The 23,591-nt window shown below is 37.0% G+C and carries 24 protein-coding genes; 10 read left to right on the forward strand and 14 right to left on the reverse strand.

Annotated features, from left to right (window positions below; genetic code table 11):
- Positions 1-5: 5 nt before the first annotated feature.
- Positions 6-506 carry a hypothetical protein gene (locus WFN33_RS03135; protein WP_336951407.1) on the reverse strand — a complete coding sequence of 167 codons (501 nt, stop codon included), beginning with the start codon at positions 504-506 and terminating at the stop codon, positions 6-8.
- A 47-nt stretch (positions 507-553) separates the two neighbouring features.
- Positions 554-1,099 carry a hypothetical protein gene (locus WFN33_RS03140; RefSeq protein WP_336951480.1) on the reverse strand — a complete coding sequence of 182 codons (546 nt, stop codon included), beginning with the start codon at positions 1,097-1,099 and terminating at the stop codon, positions 554-556.
- 245 nt (positions 1,100-1,344) lie between these two features.
- Between WFN33_RS03140 and WFN33_RS03145 the strand changes: the two genes are divergently transcribed.
- Complete coding sequence (locus tag WFN33_RS03145) at positions 1,345-1,995, forward strand: potassium channel family protein (RefSeq protein ID WP_004720766.1); 651 nt, start codon at positions 1,345-1,347, stop codon at positions 1,993-1,995.
- Between the two features lie 8 nt (positions 1,996-2,003).
- Entirely contained in the window at positions 2,004-3,356 is a 1,353-nt protein-coding gene (locus WFN33_RS03150) for a TrkH family potassium uptake protein (RefSeq protein ID WP_336951408.1), read from the forward strand.
- Positions 3,357-3,559: 203 nt separating this feature from the next.
- Here the strand turns inward: WFN33_RS03150 and zapE are convergent, their stop codons facing one another.
- On the reverse strand, positions 3,560-4,708 hold the full coding sequence (gene zapE / locus WFN33_RS03155; protein ID WP_004720770.1) for a cell division protein ZapE: 1,149 nt from the start codon (positions 4,706-4,708) through the stop codon (positions 3,560-3,562).
- Positions 4,709-4,816: 108 nt separating this feature from the next.
- Complete coding sequence (locus WFN33_RS03160; RefSeq protein ID WP_336951409.1) at positions 4,817-5,827, reverse strand: AraC family transcriptional regulator; 1,011 nt, start codon at positions 5,825-5,827, stop codon at positions 4,817-4,819.
- Between the two features lie 154 nt (positions 5,828-5,981).
- Between WFN33_RS03160 and WFN33_RS03165 the strand changes: the two genes are divergently transcribed.
- Both WFN33_RS03165 and WFN33_RS03170 read left to right on the forward strand, forming a co-directional pair.
- Positions 5,982-7,505, forward strand: coding sequence for a flavin-containing monooxygenase (locus WFN33_RS03165; protein WP_336951410.1), 1,524 nt, complete (start codon positions 5,982-5,984; stop codon positions 7,503-7,505).
- Between the two features lie 87 nt (positions 7,506-7,592).
- A complete protein-coding gene (locus tag WFN33_RS03170) occupies positions 7,593-8,501 on the forward strand; it encodes a lysine exporter LysO family protein (protein WP_336951411.1) in 909 nt (302 codons plus the stop codon).
- Between the two features lie 203 nt (positions 8,502-8,704).
- Here the strand turns inward: WFN33_RS03170 and pyrF are convergent, their stop codons facing one another.
- Both pyrF and WFN33_RS03180 read right to left on the reverse strand, forming a co-directional pair.
- A complete protein-coding gene (gene pyrF / locus WFN33_RS03175) occupies positions 8,705-9,400 on the reverse strand; it encodes an orotidine-5'-phosphate decarboxylase (protein ID WP_336951413.1) in 696 nt (231 codons plus the stop codon).
- Between the two features lie 103 nt (positions 9,401-9,503).
- The gene (locus tag WFN33_RS03180) at positions 9,504-10,052 is read right to left on the reverse strand and encodes a helix-turn-helix domain-containing protein (protein ID WP_004720777.1); all 549 of its coding nucleotides are present in this window, start codon (positions 10,050-10,052) and stop codon (positions 9,504-9,506) included.
- A gap of 116 nt (positions 10,053-10,168) precedes the next feature.
- Between WFN33_RS03180 and WFN33_RS03185 the strand changes: the two genes are divergently transcribed.
- The 6 genes from WFN33_RS03185 (at position 10,169) to WFN33_RS03210 (ending at position 17,184) form a co-directional block, all read left to right on the forward strand.
- Entirely contained in the window at positions 10,169-10,831 is a 663-nt protein-coding gene (locus WFN33_RS03185) for an AzlC family ABC transporter permease (RefSeq protein WP_336951414.1), read from the forward strand.
- Between the two features lies 1 nt (position 10,832).
- Positions 10,833-11,168, forward strand: a complete 336-nt coding sequence (locus tag WFN33_RS03190; protein ID WP_336951416.1) for an AzlD domain-containing protein — start codon at positions 10,833-10,835, stop codon at positions 11,166-11,168.
- 1,075 nt (positions 11,169-12,243) lie between these two features.
- The gene (locus tag WFN33_RS03195) at positions 12,244-12,780 is read left to right on the forward strand and encodes a fimbrial protein (protein WP_004821263.1); all 537 of its coding nucleotides are present in this window, start codon (positions 12,244-12,246) and stop codon (positions 12,778-12,780) included.
- An 87-nt stretch (positions 12,781-12,867) separates the two neighbouring features.
- Complete coding sequence (locus WFN33_RS03200) at positions 12,868-13,572, forward strand: fimbrial biogenesis chaperone (RefSeq protein WP_336951417.1); 705 nt, start codon at positions 12,868-12,870, stop codon at positions 13,570-13,572.
- A 24-nt stretch (positions 13,573-13,596) separates the two neighbouring features.
- Positions 13,597-16,101 (forward strand): fimbria/pilus outer membrane usher protein, encoded by a 2,505-nt coding sequence (locus WFN33_RS03205; RefSeq protein ID WP_336951418.1) that lies wholly within the window; start codon positions 13,597-13,599, stop codon positions 16,099-16,101.
- A 15-nt stretch (positions 16,102-16,116) separates the two neighbouring features.
- Entirely contained in the window at positions 16,117-17,184 is a 1,068-nt protein-coding gene (locus tag WFN33_RS03210) for a fimbrial protein (protein WP_336951419.1), read from the forward strand.
- 141 nt (positions 17,185-17,325) lie between these two features.
- Here the strand turns inward: WFN33_RS03210 and WFN33_RS03215 are convergent, their stop codons facing one another.
- The 8 genes from WFN33_RS03215 to ung form a co-directional block, all read right to left on the reverse strand.
- On the reverse strand, positions 17,326-17,691 hold the full coding sequence (locus WFN33_RS03215) for a lipopolysaccharide assembly protein LapA domain-containing protein (RefSeq protein WP_336951420.1): 366 nt from the start codon (positions 17,689-17,691) through the stop codon (positions 17,326-17,328).
- Between the two features lie 24 nt (positions 17,692-17,715).
- Positions 17,716-18,018 carry an integration host factor subunit beta gene (locus WFN33_RS03220; RefSeq protein ID WP_004720793.1) on the reverse strand — a complete coding sequence of 101 codons (303 nt, stop codon included), beginning with the start codon at positions 18,016-18,018 and terminating at the stop codon, positions 17,716-17,718.
- Between the two features lie 159 nt (positions 18,019-18,177).
- Positions 18,178-19,860 (reverse strand): 30S ribosomal protein S1, encoded by a 1,683-nt coding sequence (gene rpsA / locus WFN33_RS03225; protein WP_336951421.1) that lies wholly within the window; start codon positions 19,858-19,860, stop codon positions 18,178-18,180.
- A gap of 119 nt (positions 19,861-19,979) precedes the next feature.
- Positions 19,980-20,669 carry a (d)CMP kinase gene (cmk, locus tag WFN33_RS03230; protein WP_336951422.1) on the reverse strand — a complete coding sequence of 230 codons (690 nt, stop codon included), beginning with the start codon at positions 20,667-20,669 and terminating at the stop codon, positions 19,980-19,982.
- 11 nt (positions 20,670-20,680) lie between these two features.
- Positions 20,681-21,115, reverse strand: coding sequence for an SRPBCC family protein (locus WFN33_RS03235; RefSeq protein ID WP_336951423.1), 435 nt, complete (start codon positions 21,113-21,115; stop codon positions 20,681-20,683).
- 85 nt (positions 21,116-21,200) lie between these two features.
- Positions 21,201-21,725: a tRNA adenosine(34) deaminase TadA gene (tadA, locus tag WFN33_RS03240; RefSeq protein ID WP_336951424.1), complete on the reverse strand. Its 525-nt coding sequence runs from the start codon at positions 21,723-21,725 to the stop codon at positions 21,201-21,203.
- 6 nt (positions 21,726-21,731) lie between these two features.
- Complete coding sequence (locus WFN33_RS03245) at positions 21,732-22,853, reverse strand: enoyl-CoA hydratase/isomerase family protein (RefSeq protein ID WP_336951425.1); 1,122 nt, start codon at positions 22,851-22,853, stop codon at positions 21,732-21,734.
- Complete coding sequence (gene ung, locus WFN33_RS03250; protein WP_151957114.1) at positions 22,850-23,563, reverse strand: uracil-DNA glycosylase; 714 nt, start codon at positions 23,561-23,563, stop codon at positions 22,850-22,852. The genes WFN33_RS03245 and ung overlap by 4 nt, the downstream gene beginning before the upstream one ends.
- Positions 23,564-23,591: the final 28 nt, after the last annotated feature.

Here is a 23,591-nt window from a genome sequence, read left to right on the forward strand (position 1 = left end):
TTAACTTAATAAATCGCCATATTTAAATCACCATCATCATTAAATGCGTCATTAAAAGCATCCACAATTTGATTTAACTGTTGCTCATCTTGTGTCGGCACAAGCATCCAATATGGATTCTCTCGATAGACCACCAATAAAGAAAGCTGATGTAGATTGGCAGTCACTTTAATTTTATCAAAAATAATTTCTTCGGTTTGTTCCATCGCATCGATTTGATTATCAAATGAGACGTCATCATCTTCCTCATCGTACTGATCAAATACTTCTGCTATTGCAACTTCGATTTCATTTTGCAATTGCTCAGTATCAATATTGTACTGGTTAAAGTAGAAATCATTTTCAATTCCATTGTCATAATATTCTTTTAATTCAATATAATGCAGAAAATCATGCTGTTGATTTATCCATTCACTAAAACTATAAAATTCAGTATTTTGAGGAATTTTTTGTGCATTTAGCTCGGGAATTAAATGTTGAAGTAATGAATATATTTTCTGTGACATGGATATCTCTCTATTTTATTATCAATAAGTTGAATTAATAGCAAAAACTAAGTCGATCTTGAACAGTCAAATAATGCATAGTGTTCTATACTGACATCTTCATCATGAAATTGCTTATTAAAACACTTGCAGAACTTTTCAATTTTATATTCATGATTCGGTACAATCAACCAATAATAGTCTTCAGCATAAATCAGCAACAGTTCATGATCATGTTGTCTGGCCTGTTTTAATATTTCTTCAAAAACAACATCATAAACTTGATCTTGAACATTGTAATAGCGTCCAATAACATCTTTGTGTACTTCATAATGATCAAATAAAGGCTTCGCTCTTTCACGAATTTGAGTTTGAATTCCTAAGCTATCTACTGCATATTCATGAAAAACAGCACAACGCTCAATCTCATTTTCATGAAATTGCATACGATCAATTTTCATTAAATATCCACGAAATCGCCCACCAAACTTTTCAGCTTCGATCCAACTGAGAAACTCGACAAAACGTTTACGATATTTCTTTTTGGGAATATCTCTTTGCTCCAATGCTGGGAACCAATGTTGGAGAATTTTAAAAATTTTCTTATCGTCCATTTTTTTATCATCCATTTTTTATTCTTGGATCAAAAGCCCAATCTTGGCTTTGCATTTTTAAATTTCAAAGCAATGATATCGGATCAATTTTAAGTTTTTATGACATAAATCTGGTTTTATTTACATTTATCGCTTTTTATTCTCAGTTTGTAGATTGGCGTTGCAATACTTTAAAGATAAAATATATAAAAATTGAATATGATCATACCAACACAAAATCAGTGTCGGGATAAGGACTTTGTAGAATGGCGCAATTCGCTGTCATCGGTTTAGGCAGTTTTGGTGAAGCAGTTGCACTAGAACTCACCAACTTAAATCACGATGTAATAGGTATTGATACATTAAAGAAAAATGTAGAAAACATTGCCGATAAAATCAGTCATGCAGTTATTGCAGATGCTACCGATGAACATGTGTTAGATGAACTGAATATCAAAAATTGTGATGCCGTGGTGGTTGCCATTGGTGAAGATATTGAAGCCAGTATTCTATGCGTACTGCATTTAAAAAATTTGGGTATCGAAAAAATCTTTGTAAAAGCCAAATCTAAATCACATCATATGATTTTGTCTCATTTAGGCATTACAAAAATCATTCACCCTGAAGAAGATATGGGGATTCGTGTTGCACAATCACTTAGTTATCCAATGGTGAGACGTTATATGGCGTTAAATAATGATCGCTATATCGTCAAAATTGAAATAGGTGCAAATTTACAAGGCGCGCAATTTCAAACGGTCATGGAAAATACCCCCGAACTTACAACCTTGTTATTACAACGCGGTTCACATGTACTGTATGATATTGCACCGGGGACGATTTTACAGGAAAAGGATATTTTAATCCTTGAAGGGCCTGTAGAAATGTTAAGACAATTTTCGATTCGTTTCTTATAGTTATAACTATGCGTTTATCTAAAAAAGAACTAATCAACAAAAAACACAATAGTATTAATCTCAGCCCACCGAGCTTACTTGCTTTAGGTTTTTTAAGCTTCATTATCATCGGAACACTATTCCTTAAACTTCCCTTTGCTAATCAAGGCAATTTGACATGGCTAGAGGCCCTGTTTACTGCAACCTCTGCTGTGACTATCACTGGGCTATCTGTCGTCAATATTGGCGACTCCTTAACCACTTTTGGTCAAGTTGTGGTGATGATACTGATCCAATGCGGCGGCTTAGGTTTTATGACTTTTGCAATCTTAGCTGCTTTGAGTCTTTCCTCAAAAGTTGGTATTCGGCAGCAAGTCATGGCACAGGAAACTATTGGTCAAACCAGTTTGGCCAAAGCGACCTTTACAGTAAAAGGGGTTTTTCTTTACTCATTGTTCTTTGAAGCGATTGGTACAGGGATTCTAACCATGGCTTGGTCACATCACTATGACCTTGAACATGCATTTTTTTATGCGCTTTTTTATAGTATTTCTGCTTTTAATAATGGTGGGTTTTCTTTATTCCCCAATAGCTTAATGAGCTTCTCTGACCAGTATATGGTGACATTTACCATCAGTATGCTGTATATCATCGGTGGAATTGGTTTTGTTGTCTTGATGGATATAAAAAGAGCCAAGCGTTGGAAAAAGCTTTCTACCAATAGTAAGTTAATTCTGTCTACGATTGCTGGCTTAAACCTCTTTGCTTTTATTGTTATTTGGGCAATCGAAGCTTCTAACCCCTTAACACTTGCCCCCATGTCTATTGGTGATCAAGCTTTAAATGCATGGTTCCATGCCACTGTACCTCGTTCATCAGGTTTTAACAGCTTGGAAGTCAGCAGCATGACCAATGCATCAACCTTAATTACCATGGTATTGATGTTTATTGGTGGCGGCTCATTAAGTACTGCGGGTGGAATTAAAGTCGGCACATTCATTATTATGATTTTAAGTGTCATTACCTTTTTAAAGCGTTCAGATGAAATTACTGTTTTTGGACATTCTGTTTCTCATCAAGCCACGTTTAAAGCTCTTGCAGTCATTTCGATTACATCGTTACTGATCTTGATTGGCTTTTTTACCCTACTGATTCTAGAACCTGATAAAAAGTTTTTAGACTTACTATTTGAAGCCGTTTCTGCGGCTTGTACTGTCGGCCTATCTCGAGGGATCACAGAAAATTTGCATGCAGGAAGCCAAATCGCTTTAATTTGTCTAATGTTTGCTGGACGCTTAGGACCACTAACACTTGCGTATTTGATTGCGACACCGAATAAAAGTCGTGTTCGCCATCCAAATACTGAAATTCAGGTGGGTTAATTGTTTTAATCATCAAGTGAATACAACTGAAACTGCTTTGTAGGATCATTTTAATCTTATCACGTATATCTAAAATAGGCTGAGACTCCTTAAATAGATTGCTCAGACAATCCTTGCAAAATGTATACTGATGACAGTATCCCCCATAAAAAAAGCGATCTTATCAATGATAGGATCGCTTTTTTACATCTTTCTAAGGATGATTATTCTACTTCTAACTCACTATTGCCTTTAATCAAACGATGCTCTGACTGCAAATATTCATCTGATTGCATTTCGAGTAAACGAGAACGTGTACGTTCAATTTCAAAAGCCAGCTTCTCTCCATCATAAATTTCAATAATCGAGTCTTGAGAGGTCAGTAATAGCTTTACTCCACGATCATAAAACTCATCTACCAGATAAATAAAACGACGTGTACCTTCTGACAGCAAATCAGTTAAGTGCGGAACATTACTCACCAAAACGGTATTATAAATATTGGCAATTTCAATAAAATCCGATGGGCTACGCGGTTTCATACAGAGTTCTCTAAACTCACACCACAATACATCTTCGGTATGGCCTAAAGTTTCAACAACACGGTTATTAATCGTAATTGGTTCTTCTGACACTGTTTGCGATGTGGTTAATGCATTAAAACGCTTTGCCATCCAGACTTTATTATCATCTGTCAGTGGTGATTTAAACAATTGCGCTTGTTTTAATACCCGTAAACGATAGTCAACACCCGCATCAACATTCAATACCACACAGTGTTTTTTCACCATTTCAATCGTTGGAATAAAACGATCACGATGGATTCCATTTTTATATAAACCATCTGGGGCAATATTTGATGTGGCAATCAAGGTAATGCCACGGGTAAATAATTTTTGAAATAAATCACTGAGAATCATTGCATCCGTTACATTCGACACAAAGAACTCGTCAAAACAAATTACTACAGCTTCTTTATAAATTTGATCTGCAACGATATCTAACGGATTACGCTGCCCAGAAAGCTTGTTTAACTCCTTATGCACAAACTGCATAAAGTGATGAAAATGCATACGGGTTTTACGGCGAAAAGGAATCGAATCGTAAAATTGATCCATGAGCCATGTTTTTCCACGCCCGACACCGCCCCACATATATACACCTCTCGGTGCAGTTTGACGACGGAAACGACGAAAAGCTTTCTTCGATGCTTTATAACGATTGATCAATTCTTGCCATACCCGCTCCAACTCATGTACTGCTTGAGCCTGAGCATCATCTGGTAAAAACTGTCCAGATGACAATGCTTTTGCATAACGCTCAGCGGGTGATACGGGAGTAAATGCTGTTGAAGTTGTATTCTGATCTAACATATCATTTTGTTACTTTTAAAGGCTAAAGGAAGTATATCGAATATTCATTTTTGATAAATAAAACTTTGGGATAATTCTAACTCTATATCTCATATCAGCACTACCTGTTTATTTACCATATTGACGCGGGCTTTGCCCAAACCAACGTTTAAAAGCATGATTAAATGCAGCGGGTTCTGAGTAGCCAAGTAATTCAGCAATCACCTCAATTGAATATTCCTTATATTCAATTAATCGCAATGCTTTGTGCTTAATCAGCTGTTCTCGAATTTGTTTATAGCTGGTATTTAATTGCTGCAACTGATGGCGTAAGGTTCTTTCAGGCACATTCAACGCCTGAGCTACTTCGGCCATCGAGGGAATAATCCCTTGCTGTAATTCCAAATAATCATTTACCCGTTGAATCAATGGCGCAATTTTCTGTTCTTCAGCATTTAATCGCTCAATTTCAGCAATACACTTGGCTTCGTAAACCCGATGTGTGATCGGATCTGCGGAGGGAATCGGCAGTTGCATCACATCTTCATTGATCCAAAAAGCAGCTTTTTCACAATTAAAATGTAAATCCGAACCGTAATAATCATGATATTGCTTTAATACATTTAAATCCTGAGGCTGCTGAAAAGGTAATTCGATTCTCACGCTGGGCGCTGTAAGTCCCATCATTTTATAAATATCATCCAGAAATTTATAAGTGCCAGAGATTTCGCATTGTGCTCTCAACAAGCCCATTTCTGTTTCTAAATCTACTGGTTTGTAAGTTAATGCAATTTGATGATCACCTTTCTCAAGTCCTAAGACACCGTATAAATAGGTTAGACCTTGATAATGAACACCATTTTGAATCGCATCACCAACATTACCACAGGTCACCAAGAGCATAAGCAATGGACCATAGCCCGCCAAAGAATAATGCTGACCAATAAACAACCCCGTTTCTGGCTGCACACCCTGCCCAATCACTTTTTGTATATCCCACTCTAAACTGGGGTGAATGATTGAGCTGGGATCGAGTGCATCTGCTTTGATCCCAATGCTAGAAAGTCGTGAATCTACATCGATTCCAGCATTACGCATACCATGAATTAAATACATTAAACCGAGAATCGAGCGTTTCATTAGATCATCATTTGATTTCTACCCAAACTTTGTACTACAAAGATGGTTTTTTGCAAATTGCCGAATATATCAATTTTTGTGTCAGTGCAATCATATTTCAAGCGCTGCATTTCCGATATTCTATGCAAAACTGGAAAAGTCAGAGCGAACAAAAATGAGTACAGCCCCTACGACTGAAACAAAAACCCAATCAACGCAAGTTGCAATTATCGGATCGGGATTTGGTGGTTTAGCCATGGCGATCCGCCTATTGCAAGCCAATATTGATGATTTTATTATTTTAGAAAAAGCAGATGATGTGGGCGGTACATGGCGTGAGAACCAGTATCCGGGTGCGGCGTGTGATGTTCAATCACATATGTACTCGCTTTCTTTTGCACCCAAAACGGATTGGTCAAAACGTTATGCCGAAGCACCTGAGATTTTTGACTATATTCAAGATTTAATTCAGCAATTCAATTTAAAGAAATACATCCAATTTAATCAAGAAGTGGTTTCTACACATTATGATGAGCATAATTTCAATTGGCATTTAACACTAAAAAGTGGACAAAAAATTGAGGCTCAATTTGTTATTTTTGCATCAGGGCCATTGCATGTACCACAGATTCCTAAAATTAAAGGGCTTGAAAAATTCAAAGGCGAAGTTTTCCATTCATCACATTGGAAGCATGACTATAATTTAAATCAAAAAAATGTAGCATCCATTGGTACTGGTGGTAGTGCAATTCAATATATTCCTGAAATTGCTGCAAAGGTGCAAAATCTTTATGTATTTCAAAGAACCCCTGCTTGGGTAATTCCTCGTGATGAACGTGCCTATAATGCACTTGATAAAAAACTATTTAGTCGCTTTGAATGGTTTAGGAAATTACACCGTGCACGCTTGTACTGGTCAAATGAATCACGTGTCGTCCCCATTGTAAAACCACAAATCATGAAATATGGTCAGAAACTTGCTGAAGCTTATATAAAATTCCAAGTTAAAGACAAAGAAATCGCCAGAAAACTGACCCCTGACTATATTATGGGCTGTAAGCGTATTCTGATTTCCAACAAATACTTTCCAACATTCAACCGTAAAAATGTTGAATTAATTACCGATGGAATTCAGGAAATTACTGAAAATAGCATCATCACAAAGGATGGCAAAGAACGTCAAATTGATTGTTTAATTTATGGTACTGGTTTTATTACAGACCCACGCATCTATTTAAAATCATTTGATTGCTATGGTGAACACGGCGTTGAATTAAAAACGGCATGGAAAGATGGTGCAGAAAGTTTTTATGGGATCAGCACCAAAGGCTTTCCAAATCTATTTCAATTGCTTGGTCCAAATACCGTACTGGGGCATAACTCTGTAATTTTCATGATTGAATCTCAAGTGAATTATATTTTGCAGTTGATTCAAATGGTTGCAAAAACACAGACTCAAGCAGTGACGGTAAAAGCTGAAGTACAAGATCAATTTAATGAAAATGTACAGAAACAGCTTGAAGGTACTGTATGGCAATCAGGCTGTGTCAGTTGGTACCAACAAGATGGTGGTAAAAACTTTGCATTATGGCCAACCTATACCTGGAAATTTTGGCTCAGCACTCGCAAAGTAAACCCAGCAGATTTCCGCTTATTAGGCCGTGAGCAAAGCGCAAAGCAAAAATCAAAAGCTGCATAAACTTGGTTAATATTCTTCTATAAATTTTCAACCGCTTTTCTGTGCTTCGACTATAATAGATAGGTATCCATTGCCTATCTATTTTTCATGCAATCACTTTGGCTTATTTTCCAACTTTTATTTTGTTTATGCTTAGGGTTTATTTTAGCACGCAGAATTCCACAATCCATTGAAAAAATAGCTTTTAAAATACTGCCTTATTTTACCTATATTCTTTTAATTGCGATTGCAATGGAGTTTTCTCAAACAATTCATAATATTGCCAGCCCTGCACAGATTCTCACCAGTTCCATCACAATTGCATTCAGCACATCATTGGGTGCATTTTTTTGTTGTTATCTAGTATTTACAGCAATTGGCTACAAACCATCACAAGGTAAAGTTTCTGCTGAATTATTGATGGGTTCATTACTCAACATCAGCTATGCATTTATTGCACTAGCTGTAGGGTATGGCTTAGCAGAGTTGGCCCACCTTTTCCATGTTCCACTACATGTCAGCACATGGAATTTACTTTTAGTTTACATGTTACTGATCGGCTTGGATCTGGCTTACTCGCCACTGGATCGTTCTTGGTTAAACTGGAAAATTATGCTGGTACCGATTGCCTGCGTGATTGGCTCACTATTGGGTGCTGTTGCGGCATTTTTCTTGATTCAAGACATCAGTATGAAAGATTTAATCATGCTCTCGCAAGGTTACGGCTTCTATTCTATGACAGGGATTGTGGTGACTGAATTAAAGAATGCCCATCTGGGAAGTATTGCGTTAATGAACGATTTATTTAGGGAGATTTTTGCCATTTTATTTATGTATATGATTGGATGGCGTTATCCACGTTCAGCAATTTCTTCTGCTGGTGCAACCGCAATGGATGTCACCTTACCTATGGTGAAACAAGCTTGCGGCAATGATTATATTCCACATGCAATGGTCAGTGGTTTTGTTCTGTCGGTATTGGCACCAATTGCGGTAAGTGTTCTAGCTGCACTTTAAAATTAAGTGCTGAATGTGGCATCCATCGTACTTTATCTGACGAGATAGCAATACTGATCAATAGAATCACTGGAATAAAAAGTTTTTTAAACTTCTGAAAAAAGACCTAGTAACGCAGATACACTACAGTGTATACACAGCAATTTTTATTATATAAATCAAAAAATCACCCTCTTAATCCAATGACAAAGAGGGGTTTATTTTTATAGAGTCGCTAAAATATCTTGTAAGGTTTTACTTGGATGTGCAGATTGAGTAATTGGACGACCAATCACTAAATGAGTAGAACCATCAAGCATGGCTTGCTTAGGTGTTACAATACGCTTTTGATCATCTGCATTTGCACCAGCTGGACGAATTCCAGGTGTTACTAAAGCAAATTCGGCACCTAAGTCCTGACGTAACATCTTGGCTTCCTGGGCCGAACATACCACGCCATCCAGACCACTTTGTTGAGTCAATTTAGCCAGACGTTTCACTTGTTCAAATGGCTCAATATCTAAACCAATATCACGCAAGTCTTCACGTTCCATTGAAGTAAGAACAGTAACCGCTATCAATTGTGTTTTATAGTTACCTGCTTTTAACCGTTCTACACAAGTTTCCATCATTTTACGCCCACCAGAGGCATGGACATTGACCATCCATACGCCCAAATCAGCCGCAGCACAAACCGCCTGTGCGGTTGTGTTTGGAATATCATGAAATTTTAAATCGAGGAATACTTCAAAGCCCTTATCATGTAGTGCCTTCACAACAAGAGGGCCTTCATGAGTAAATAGTTCTTTACCGACTTTTAAACGACATAGTGATGGGTCAAGCTGATCAGCAATTGCTAGGGCGTCATATTGGCTTTTTGCATCTAAGGCAACAATAATACTCACGAATCTCAGTTCCATCACATAAATTTTCGCTCATTATAAAGCGATTCACGCAATGTACAAAGTCAGAAAATCGACTTCATCACAAATCAATCAACTTTTCTTAAATATTAAGAATGCTTTATCTCTGCTCTGAAATCAAAATTGCACGTGTATCTTGCTCTAGTGCTTCAAAAATATGCGCTTGATCTGCGGGATAAGAAATATAGTCCCCTGCTTGAAGCAACTCAGCACTGTCTAATAAACCGACTTTGGCAGAGCCCTGCATGATAATAATATGTTCAACACTACCAATAGGATGCGGTTTACTGCAACGCGGCTCACCCGGTTGGGTTGTAAGCATATACACGTCTCGTCGTGCATTTGGTGGGCATGTTGCCAACAAAACAGCCTGATAATTTGATATTTCAGAAACAACTGAAGCGCCTTCGCCATAACGAATCACTTGTGTAGCTTGGGCTTGTGCTTCCATAAGTTTGGCAAAAGGAATATTTAAAGCCACACAAAGTGCCCATAAAGTTTCTAGACTCGGATTACCCTGCCCAGATTCAAGTTGCGAAAGCGTGGATTTCGCAATGCCTGCACGTCGAGCAACTTCTCCCAAAGATAATGCAGCACTTTTTCTTTCTTTTTGCAGATTATTTGCAATGATTTCAATTGGTATAGACATTACTCTTCCAAAAAATACGATCGTTCTGTTTGACGAACAATAACAATCAAACTATTATAACAAATGATCGTTCATTTTATCGAACGATCTTATTAACCCAAGCAAGGCTCATCTAAATGAAGTATAAAGAAATAAAAAATTTACCCAAGGCCCTGATAAAATCAATCGTGATTCTCTGCATCGCAACCGCACTGATCGGGATTTCATTAGGTACGCTTGCAGTCAATTATCAACTGCCGATCTGGATACCTTTACTACTTTCAATCTGTGTTTTGGCTGGTGCTGCCGAGTTTACTTTCATTGGCATGATTGCTACTGGAAGCAGTCCGATTACAGCTGCGATTGTAGGATTGCTGATTAATTTACGACATCTGCCTTTTGGTTTAGCGATTACCCATTTTATAGAAAAAAATAAATTAAAATATTTTGCTACACATATTATGAATGATGAAAGTGTTTTATTTGGTTTAAGCCAATCTTCAAATGAGCTAAAACTGAGTGCTTATTGGCTGTGCGGAGTCGGAATTTTATTTGCTTGGCCCATAGGCGTTTTAAGCGGTTATGTATTGGGAAGCCATTTAGCTTATGCAAAATTACTGGGTATCGATACGATTTTTCCTGTCGTATTGTTTGCTCTTACCTTTAAAACACTAAAAAGAAAATCTGCTCGAAAATCGGCAATGACTGGTGCAGTCATCAGCCTCGCTACTTTTCCATTTCTACCCTTAGGGATTCCGATACTTATGTCATTATTTGGCTTGCTTGTAGGAAGAAAATAACATGCATCAACAATTTATTATTTTGATCGGGATCATGCTGCTGGCGATGGGTACTTATCTGATTCGATATGCGGGACTTTCCCTCAGCCAATATTTCACAATCACTCAACATCAAGAGCAACTCTTTAATGATGCCGCAACAACTTTACTGTTTTCTATTGCGATTCTCAGTACTTTTTTTGAAGGTGCGGATTGGGCAGACTTAGGCAAAATCATGGGGGTATTGGTGGGTTTATTTCTGATTTGGAAAAATCACTCCCTTATCACGACGATTGTGATCGCAATGCTGACCACCACAATATTTCGCTTTGCAGAGTTTTTCTGGCTAGCCCAATAAAACTATTAAAGCTTAAAAAAGCGTTTTACAACAATCAAAGCGCTTTTTTAACAGCATAATGCAAATGATTACGCATGCTTAATTATTGATTGAATATACTGTTTTAATCTCTATGCTTATTTTTTATGGATACTTATTCAATCAATCTTAAAGCGCTTAAAATTCGTTTTATATTTGATCATTGTGAAGCACCTCACTTACTCCACCAAATAAAAATTTTCAAAACACTGCCTTTTCTAGATTTTAATCCTTACAACAGATAAATTCTTTTTCATATATTTAAAAACCTATACAAACTTAAAATAATATTAAATTAAAATTATATTTTTCTTATTCATTGCATCCATGTTTACACTAAATTTTTTATTTTTAATTTATCTATCTGCGCTATTTCCAAATATATTCTTTATAACTAAACAAACATTACATCATAACTAAACAATTAATCTCTTTGATAAAAAAAAAGTAATCATATTAAGTGAAGCAAAGTCGCATTAAAAAAACCTTCTGTTTTTAAAAGCAATCTAGGATGAACGCGATTTTATGATGATTTAAGCATTTAAAAATAGTTTACAGAGAAGCTAAATAAAATACTAAAAAATCATTTAAATTCAAGTTAATAATTTTTTTAATGAAAATGATCTAGTACAATGCAGCGTATTAAAATAAAATCCAAAATTTAATTAATCATGATAATAAATTATTTTAGAAAATCTTAAAAACTTATTCTCGCTTAATATAAGCAGATCAAAATAATTTGCTATAATATGACGCTATTCACAAAAAGTGACATTTTTTGTCACTTTTTAGTAAACAGAAACAAATTCTTGTTAAAATAAATAAACATATTAATTATAAATATCCTCTTGTATTTAAATAATAAAAAATAAATCCAAAACAAATAACGTTATATTGTATTTGTAACACAAAAATAATGTGATATTTGTCTCTTTTTTTCATTGTTTTTATTTAGGAAAAATTTATAGTAGCCCTTATTGTTTAGCTCCTAAACACTTCCCCTTTATTAGGAAAGTACCAGTAAAGGGCAAATCAACGCAGTATTGAGAGAAATTCTATGAAAAATATTCAATTGGGTTTAGCGATCATTGGCTTAGGTTTAGCATCTTCAACAGTTTTTGCGGCTGCTGATGGTACAGTAACAGTTACAGGAAAAATCGTTGATCAAACCTGTACAGTTGGTGGTACTGCTGGTAACTACACTGTTGTTTTACCGACTGTAGGTAAATCAACTTTAGCGACAGCGGCGACAACAAATGGCGACACTAAATTTACTATTAATTTAACAGCATGCCCTGTAGGTAATGTAGGTGTTTATTATGACAACACCAATGCAAATATTAATACTGCAGGTCGTTTAAACAATACCGTTACCACTGGCGGTGCAACAAACGTAAATATTCAATTATTAAACTCTGCAAAAGCAGTGATTGACCTAACTAAAGATCGTACAGGTCAAAACATTGTGACTTCAAATGTTGCAACTGCAAATGGTTCTGCAAATCTTGATTTTTATGCACGTTACTATGCAACAGGTGCAACAACCGCTGGTGATGTAAGCACAACTGCAACTTACTATGTTGTATATCAATAATTAAACATTTGGGTCTGTAAGTTTTTTAAACAGGTCTGGTTAATTTTTATATCTTAACCAGACTTGCATCTTCCCAAGGGTCTTTCAATGAGAAAACTATTTTTTATTTCTAGCTTGTTAATGCTTAGTACTTTGATTACATCCGCTCATGCTGGTGTTGTGATTACAGGTACCCGTGTAATTTACCCAAGTGATAAAGAATTTGTATCTGTGCAATTAACCAATGTAGGTGATCAAATTGCATTAGTACAATCATGGGTGGACAGTAAAGACATTATTGCAGATCCAACCACAACCCAAGCCCCATTTATTGTTACCCCTCCAATAACCACGATTGAAGCTGCTAAAGGTCAATCTTTACGTGTCATTTTCAATCAAAAACAAAAACTTGCTACTGATCGAGAAACATTGTTTTGGCTCAACGTACTTGATATCCCAGCCAAGCCAACAGCTGAAGCAAATTACTTACAATTTGCGATTCGTAACCGCTTAAAACTGTTTTACCGACCAATTGGCATCAAAATGGAACAGCAACAAGCGTTTCAAAAAGTTGAAGTACAGCGTGTAAATAACCAATTACAAATCAATAATCCGACACCTTACTACCTAAATTTTGGTAAATCGAATCTTGTTTTAAAAAATGGTGCGCCAGACGAAATTAAAAATCTAAGTTTTATAGAACCATTTTCAAAACAACAAATTGAGGTCGAAAATTTATCAGACGCTAAGTCCGTACAGCTTTATTTAATCAATGACTACGGCAGTTTATCGACAATAGAGAAACAGTTTTAATCTAAATTATTGGGAGAATTGTGCTTGAAACATTTCACACTTAGGTATAGTGTTTTGGCGCTAAGTCTATATCTATGCAATCAAAATGTTATAGCGCAAGCACCACAATTCGATAATAGCTTTTTATACGGCCAAAATTCTAAAACAATTGATCTTGAAAAATTTATTTCAAGCGATAAAGTCGCGCCAAATGATTACATCCTTGATATTTACCTAAATGGTCGTTATATCACTCGCTCTATTGTACATATTTCAGATGATCCTGAATCACCTGAAAAGCAACGTTATTGTATTCCACGCAGTACTGTTAAGCAGCTTGATTTCAATCATAAACTTATCGATTTAGATAAAGTGAGCGGAAACTGTATCGATACACGCTTAATGAATCATGTCGTATTCTGGAAACTGAATATAGCAGAACAACGTGTGGATGTTTCAAGCCCTCAATCGATGTTAAATGAGCGACCATTTGGCTATATAGATCCATCACTTTGGGAAACTGGTGGAAATAGTGCTTTTCTCAAATATTACTACAATTACTATAATTCAGATTATGGTCAGGACAACAAACAAGATTCTAGTTTTCTCAATATTAATTCTGGTATCAATATTGATAATTGGCAATTCCGTCATTCTGGTAGCACCAGTATGGGAGATAGCAGTCATTCAGGCCAATATACCAGCTATGAAAACAAACTTATGCGAGTACTGCCTAGTTTAAAAACCCAGCTTACTCTTGGTGATTTCTATACCAATACAAAAACCATCAACAGTAATTCGAGTATTGCCATTCGTGGTGTACAGCTTGCTAGTGATGACAGAATGCTTCCGATTTCATTGCAAAGTTACGCACCCACAATTTCAGGTTATGCAAAAAGTAATGCTTTAATACGCGTTCGCCAAAATCAACAAATTATTATGGAACGCACTGTTCCTGCTGGTGCATTTAATATTACAGATCTCCAAACACCTGGGACGGGTGGTACATTAAATGTAGATATTATTGAAGCAAATGGTGAAATCCGCAGTTTTGATTTACCTTATAATAATTTTATTCAATCTATCCGCGCACAACAGTATCGTTATCAAATTGCAGCAGGTACTTTTCGTCAAAATAGCAAATCCTATGATGAGAAATTAATCAATGCATCTTTTGATTATGGATTAAATGATTTTATCTCAGTAAGCAGTTCAGCACTGGTCAGTGATCATTATCAATCCTATATTCTAGGAACCGCATTCAATACTAAACTCGGCGGTATTGCTTTAGAAAGTAATTATGTTAAAGCAGATATAAACCAGTCCAACCAAAATTTAGACAGTTCTTTGGTTACGCTACGCTATAATCTTGCACTAAACAGTGCGAAAACAAATATCAGTTTAAACAGTACTATTTATGGAAATGATCAGTATTATTCCTTTGATGAAGCCATGCAGAATCGTTATATTCAAAAAAACAGTGCTGCATTGGTACTTAATGGTCGGCCCAAGTCATCAAACTATATTCAACTGAGCCAGAACCTAGGTCATCAGTTTGGTGCTGTTTCAGCCAGTTTTTCACAGTATGAATTCTGGCATCAAATCAATACACAAAAATTTTATCAAATTAGCTATAGCAATAGTTTTAAAGGCATCAGTTACTATGTGGGTATGCAACATACTCAAAATGATCAATACAAATTAGATAAAGACACTCAATACTTTGTGAATGTGAATATTCCTCTGTCGTTTAAAAAGAAAAATAGTAATTTACGTCTAAGTAGTGAAGTCTATCCAGATAATAATGCACTCAATACCAATCAAGTCGGCATATTTGGAAATTTAGGTGAAAATCAGCAGTTCGGCTATAACTTCAATTATTCAAATAGTAAAGATAAAGATCTCTTCAGCAGTTCTTTGAGTTATCGAACTAATCCGGTTTATTTAGCATCAACTTATGCAACCGACTTTGACCAACAGCATCAATACTCTTTACAAGCACAAGGCGCTATTGTTGCACATCAACACGGCATTACTTTAGCCAATGATTTAAATGATACTTTTGCAATTATTCATGCCAAAGGCTTAGAGGGAACCAGCCTCTCCAATGGAAATAATATTAAAATTGATCGCTGGGGCAATGCGATTATTCCCTATCTAAATCCTTACCAATACAATAGTATCAACTTAAACCCCAATACAATTCCACTCAATACCGATGTTGATGCTACCCAATTACAAATTGTACCTAAATTAAACGCCAGTATTTTGGTGGATTTTAAAGCATTAAAAAGCACAAAAGCCTTAATTGAACTTAAACACGCAAATGAGGTGCTCATTCCAATGGGTGCTCAAGTGAAAGATGCTTTGGGTAATGCAGTGACTACAGTAGGACAAGGTCAGCAAATTTTTATGCAAAATATAAATCCTGGACGCTATAGCGTTTATTGGAGTAATACTGATTCTTGTCAATTCGATATTTCCAAAGAAATATTGGAGCAAAGTAAAACTCAAATCCCTTTTGCAAGCTTTAACTTAAACTGCAAATAAACACGGAGTAATTTTATGCTGAAATATAAATTGTTATTTATGTTATCTACACTCCCTGCAAGTTTTGCAGTATTTGCAGATTGCAGTGTCGGTAGCAATTTCACCAGCGGTTATAGCATGCCAACGATGAATGCCAGTACCATGAATATCAATAAATATGAAGGAACATCAGTACAGTCCAATGTATATTCCCGCGAAGTTGCTTCAGCAAATTTTGATATTTTCCGTGTCTATACTGGATGTACTGTTGGGGTAAATAGAACCATTTTTGGTAATGTTTTTGCCACCAATGTGACGACCTATGATGCCAATATTTCGCGCTTAAATGCTTACCCGGCTTTAGGGATTAAAGTTGAAATGGGCGATGCACCGACGAGTGGTACATTAAAAACACTAAATACTACTGAATTAGCAATTTATAGTTATAGTGGTGATACGCATGGTGTAAAAATGAGGGTGACATTATATGTTTTACCCAGAACATCAACAATGACCTCATACCCAACCACGATCAATGTTTCGAATCTACGAATAGCAACCATCAGTTTAAAACGCGTTAGTGATAATGTTCTTATTCCTGCAAATACACAAATTCCAGTGTATTTAAATGCAACAGTCAATATCTCTGAATCCACATGCTCACTGAGTCAAAGCAGCTATACCATTGCGCTACCTGATGTTAGTGTACGAAACTTGGGTTTAGTCGGAAATGAAACCGCATTGAGCTCAAGCAATACAGCAACCCTCAGTATAAATTGTGCAAATTTAAATGATGGTGCAGGTCGTGAAATAAAAGCTTATACCACCGATGCATTGAATCAATCCAATGCAACAAATATATTAGAGAATCAAATCGGGGCTGGATATGCTACAGGTGTGGGGATTCGTTTACGTGATAAAAATAATGCGATAATTAGTCTAGACCCAAACCAATCAAGAAGTACCAATAAATGGACCTTTGGTAATTTAAATACATCACAATTGATTCAGCATGTAATTAAAGCCAATTACGTAAGAACAGCAAATACCGTAACACCAGGTTTGGTGAGATCTCAAGCTTATTTAAATATCGTATATGATTAAAAAATAGTGAAATTATATTCTTTTGTTTTATTTGATGATATTAAACAAGGTTTTTGATGTTAAATAATCGACAGACTCAGAAATCAGTAAAAATAAAAAAGCGCTTTCCAGTGGTGGTAAAGCGCTTTTCTATCATAATGATTAAAGCGGATTGACATTCTTATTTTCTGGTTGAATATCTAATACCGTCTTTTCATGACGAGCACTTGCGGCAGCTTCAGCAGCGGCCAATTGTGCTGTCTGTATTTGTTCTTTTCGAAGATGATCAATATCTTTACGAAGACGCTTAACTTCCCATGCGTTTTGGAATACACGAAATACTTGTACGCCAAGCAACAATCCAAGAACAATCCCGAGCACCAAAGTTAAGAGTAGCAATAACCCTAAACGCATCGCTGGTACTTGAGTAAACAATAAATCTACAGGTAGTTCCGCTGGATTCTGCAAGACTAATGCTAAAGCGTAACCAAAGACTACCAGTAGTAATGCAATTAAGAAATAGCGCATACTCACCTCATTCGAATTTTTTTATTAATTAGCAGATTCGTTTACTGCATCACGGAGTGCTTTACCAGGTTTAAAGTGAGGTACAGCTTTTGCTGCAACTTCCACTGATTTACCTGTTTTTGGATTACGACCCACGCGTGGCTCACGGTGATGTAAAGCAAAACTACCAAACCCACGAATTTCAATACGGTCATCTGAAGATAATGATGCAATCATTTGATCGATCATAATCTTAACTGCTTCTTCGACTAATGGCTCTGCTAAATGCGGATTTTTGAGAGCAATTCTTTCTATTAAGTCAGACTTATTAAGTGCTTCAGTTGTCATTTAAGACCTCATTAATTTTAATGCTAATTGATATACACCAGATAATATCCTTTTTAAATACAAAAAGGTAGCGCAGTCATCATATACTACGCTACCTTTTACACTATTTGAATAAAAAATATTAATTAATTACATTAAATAATACTTCTTAACAATCACTTAGTGGTTCATCTGCGCTTTGATTAAATCACCAATAGTCTTAGGACCATTGTCTTGACCAGTAGGCGCAGTTGTAGTTTTCAAGTTTGCTACAGCTTCTTTTTCTTCAGCTTCGTCTTTAGCTTTAATCGACAAGTTAATAGAACGTGATTTACGATCTACATTGATGATTTTAGCTTCAACTTCTTGACCAACTTCTAAGAATTTAGTTGCATCTTCAACGCGATCGCGGTTGATTTCAGATGCTTTCAAAGAAGCTTCAACTTCGTCAGCTAACTTAATTGTTGCGCCTTTAGCATCAACAGCAGTTACTGTACCTTTAACCAACGCACCGCGTTCGTTAGTCGCTAAGAAGTCATTGAACGGATCGCTGTTCATTTGCTTGATACCAAGACTGATACGGTTGCCTTCAGCATCTACAGACAAGATAACTGCTTCAACTGTATCACCTTTCTTGTAACGACGAATAGCGTCTTCGCCTTGCTCATTCCAAGAAATATCAGACAAGTGAACTAGACCATCGATACCGCCAGGTAAACCGATGAAGATACCGAAGTCAGTAATAGACTTGATCGTACCAGAAACTTTTTCACCTTTGTCGTGTGACTTAGAGAACTCTTCCCATGGGTTCGCACGAGTTTGCTTGATACCCAATGAAATACGACGACGCTCTTCATCAACTTCAAGAACCATAACATCAACTTCATCACCAATCTGAACAACTTTAGATGGGTGGATGTTTTTGTTTGTGTGATCCATTTCTGAAACGTGTACTAAGCCTTCAACGCCTTCAGCGATTTCAGCGAAACAACCGTAGTCAGTTAAGTTTGTAACACGTGCTTTAACGATAGAACCTTTAGGATAACGGTTCATGATCGCTAACCATGGATCTTCGCCTAATTGCTTAAGACCTAAAGATACACGATTACGTTCTTTGTCAAATTTAAGTACTTTAACAGTAACTTCTTGACCCACTTCAACAACTTCTGAAGGGTGTTTGATGCGTTTCCAAGCCATATCTGTGATATGTAGAAGACCATCAATACCGCCAAGGTCAACAAATGCACCATAATCAGTAAGATTTTTGATCGTACCAGTAACTGTTTGACCTTCTTCCAATTGAGAAAGAAGCGCTTCACGGTCAGCTGAAGATTCAGCTTCCATTACAGCACGACGAGATACAACAACGTTGTTACGTTTAGCATCAAGTTTGATTACTTTGAATTCTAACTCTTTGCCTTCAAGGTGAGTTGTATCACGAATAGGGCGAGTATCTACCAATGAACCTGGTAAGAATGCACGAACTGGACCGATGTCAACAGTGAAACCGCCTTTAACCTTACCAGAAATAACACCAGTAACGATTTCGCCGTCTTCAAAGATTTTTTCAAGTTTAGTCCAAGTTTCAGCACGTTTCGCTTTTTCACGTGATAAAACTGTTTGACCCATACCGTTGTCAAGCGCTTCAACAACAACATCAACTTCATCGCCAACTTGAACTTCAAGTTCACGTTGTTCGTTTAAGAATTCTGAACGTGCGACAACACCTTCAGATTTAAGGCCAGTGTCAACAGTAACCCAGTCAGAGTCGATGCTAACAACGATACCTTTAATAACGGCACCTTTGTCGATATTGAGAGTTGATTCGCTTTCTTCAAAGAGGGCTGCAAAAGATTCGGTCATGATATACCTAGTAAAGTCAACGGTCTTGGATCAGACAAGGCCGGTTTAGTTAAGCCATCCACATAGTCCGTATAAAACTGATCAAGCTATGCTTTGGCTAATATTTGATTAAATATTCTTTATTTAGCTAAATGTAACTCAACATAATCAGTCATCAGTTTAAACACTTCATCGATATTCATTTCTGAGCTATCAATGATATAAGCGTCTTCTGCTGGCTTGAGTGGAGCGACTGTGCGTTCCATATCTCTTTTATCTCGAGCTTGTATATTTGCTAAAATGTCGCTTATTTTAACATCCAGCCCCATTCCCTGCAACTGTTTTACACGACGCTCTGCTCGGGACTCTGCTGAGGCAGTGAGATAAATTTTTGCTTGCGCTTGCGGAAAAATAGAAGTGCCCATATCACGCCCATCTGCAACTAAGCCAGGCAACTGAGCAAAAGCATGTTGTCGATCTACCAATGCCGCTCTAAGCACTGGAATTGCTGCGACTTTTGAAGCAAATTCACCAACGCGTTCAGTCCGAATCGTTTGTGAGACATCTTCACCATCCAACAAAATCACGATTCCGTTATCAGTACTCTTAAATACGATATCTAAATTTGTTGCAATCGTCACACTTTGTTGCAATACAGATTCAGTATCTAATGAGTCCAACAATTCTTTTTGATGCAGTGACAATCCAAGCAAACGATATAGCGCACCAGAGTCTAATAAATGGAATTGATAGTGATTCGCAAGTTTTGCTGCAAGTGTTCCTTTACCAGAACCACTTGGCCCATCGATTGTGATAATTTGAATTGTCATTGAATTTCCAATTAAGCTACAGACTTAGCAAGTTTCTTAAATCCAAGTGTAATCGCTAGTTTAAGCTGTGCAAGTATTAATTTACTCACAAATGGTGCACGTGCTTGTAATTCAATCGTATAGTCAACACGGGTTTTGTTCGCATCAAGCGCTGTAAACTCAATAATTCCAATATGATGTTTAATCAATGGATTCTTAATTAACTTATATTCAATACGTTTATTGACATCCAGATGAGTAATTTGCTCTTGAATCGGTTTGATCGGACCAAACCCCATACGACGGATAGACCCCAATCCATCTGGGCGTTCAGGATCAGCAGCATCTTTCACTCGTATAACTTGGATGGGAGCAAAAGCCACATTATAAGTTGAATGTTTTGCTAACAAGTCAAAGACTTGATCGATTGGTGCATCAAACTCTTGTTTTACTTGAATAGAATTCATTGTTATATCCTTTTAAACTTTAACTATATTTTTAAACCTTTAAGTTGACAATTTTAATTGTCACTAAAATCTTGTGTATTCTAGATCATTTTAATATGTCATTTAAGGTCTTTTGTTGTAACTTTAATTGTTTTTTTTGCTCACGACGCTTTTTAAAAAAATCAGACAGTTGGGTTGAACACTGTGATTGTAAACAGCCCCCTTCAAACTGAAATATATGATTGTAATAGCCAATCTCTAACAGTTGACGACTACTGATGAGTGAACCTGCTTTAGGTTCGACCGCGCCAAAAACCACACGTTTGATTCTTGCATGGATTAATGCACCGACACACATAGTACAAGGTTCAAGTGTGACATATAAAGTTGCGTCTTCAGGTAGGCGATAATTTTCAATCTTTTGACACGCATTGCGCAGTGCCTGAATTTCCGCATGGGCTGTTGGATCATGCTGAGCAATCGGTTGATTATAACCTTCACCGATAACTTGCCCCTGACTTACAATCACAGCTCCTACTGGAATTTCACCGATAGATGCAGCAAATGCAGCTTGCTCTAAAGCCAGCTGCATCCATTGTTGATCTATGTATTGTTGAGCTTCTTCAGTCATACGACCTTAAATAATACCATACTGACTTAGAAGCGCATTCCAACTGTCAATCGTTGTGACAGGTGGATTTTTGGCAAGTATTCCACGCAATGTTCGAGACTCAACCTGTTCCCACTCTGGGGATAAATCTTTATCAACCAAACGTGCACGTACACCCTCAACAAAATCAGGATGACGAATTTTCCAATCAGAAATTTGTTTTTCTAATTCAAAAACCTCAGACCAAGGATGAACTTGACGTCCCCACTGCCATAATAACCACGTAATCGCAGCAGTACTTGGTGAGCCCTTTTGTAGATTCTCGCTGGCTTGACGCAACCAATCACTACGCGCATCGCTTAGACCAATAATCGCTTCATAATCATGTTCAAAGTTTACACCACGACAAACACTATGAATCACATCCAAAGAGTTTTGCAACGGGCCTGGTGAAACAGGACGATGTAAACTATTTAAGGTGTCATCTAAAGCACGGAAATCACCAGCAGGATAATGCTCCCAATCGATATCAATCAGTTTCTGTAAAACCACATCACGTTGGGCATCACAAATATGAGTTGCCCAGCCAATCCCATAACCACCCGCTGCAGTCATGATCGAACCTGTTAACCCCGTGAATAAACCTATTGGACCACGATCTGCCAAGAAACGTGTAGCTCCCACATCTGGATATAGACCGATATTCACTTCAGGCATAGCAAGACGCGAATATGGCGTAACCAAACGGAATGGGGCCGCCATAAATAAGCCTAAGCCCCCCCCCATAACATAACCTTCACCCCAAACTACTATAGGCTTAGCATAATTATGCAACAGTAAATCTAAAGCATATTCCGTTTCAAAAAACTTATTGGCTGTTTCAACTTCATTGTTGATCACCAATTGGCGAAGTTTACGAACATCACCACCTGCACAAAAAGCTTTTGGCGTGGTTGAGTCCAACCAAATTGCCTTAACCGAGTCATCATGATGAAAATCCTCAAACAGCTTCAATAATGCCGTAACGATGGATTCATCAAGTGCATGAAGCGACTTAGGACGATTTAAGCGAATAATTCGCCATCCCTTTTTTGCTTCTTCGATAATCAGATCTGGGTGATAATTATTTATTTCGGGAGAGTTTGTCATGCGTCCAGCTGCCAGTCGATTGGCTCAATGCCATATTGTTTCAGATAATTATTTGTTTTTGAAAAAACCTTACAACCAAAAAAGCCACCACGATTTGCCGCCAATGGAGATGGGTGTGCAGCTTTTAATACCAGATGCTTCGTTTGGTCTATACGTTGCCCTTTTTTCTGAGCATATGCGCCCCAAAGTATAAATACAATGTGCTCTCTATGCTCATTCAACACATCAATCACATGATCTGTAAAATTTTCCCAACCGCGTTTTTGATGTGATGTTGGTTGCCCCGCTTCCACTGTCAACACGCTATTTAAAAGCAATACACCCTGTTGAGCCCATTTGGTGAGATCACCATGTCGGGATACAGGCACAGCTAAATCTGTATTTAACTCATGAAAGATATTACGTAAAGACGGAGGCAATGCAACGCCTCTCTGTACGGAAAAACTTAACCCATGCGCTTGATCAGGACCGTGATAAGGATCTTGTCCTAAAATGACCACTTTTACATGATTCAATGGCGTTGTGTCTAATGCATTGAAAATAAGTGAGCTGGGTGGGTAAATAGTTTTATTTGCATTTTTTTCAGCAACTAAAAAAGAACGCAAATCATCCATTTGCTGACTCAAAAGGAACTCAGCTAAACCTTCTTTCCAACTTTGATCTAACCGAACTTGATTTAATTTTGTTTGTTCGAGTTCAGATAATTGCATCAACTTTCATCCTAAATTTCATTTTCCT

This window comes from Acinetobacter sp. AS167 (assembly GCF_037152175.1).
Taxonomy (GTDB): Bacteria; Pseudomonadota; Gammaproteobacteria; order Pseudomonadales; family Moraxellaceae; genus Acinetobacter.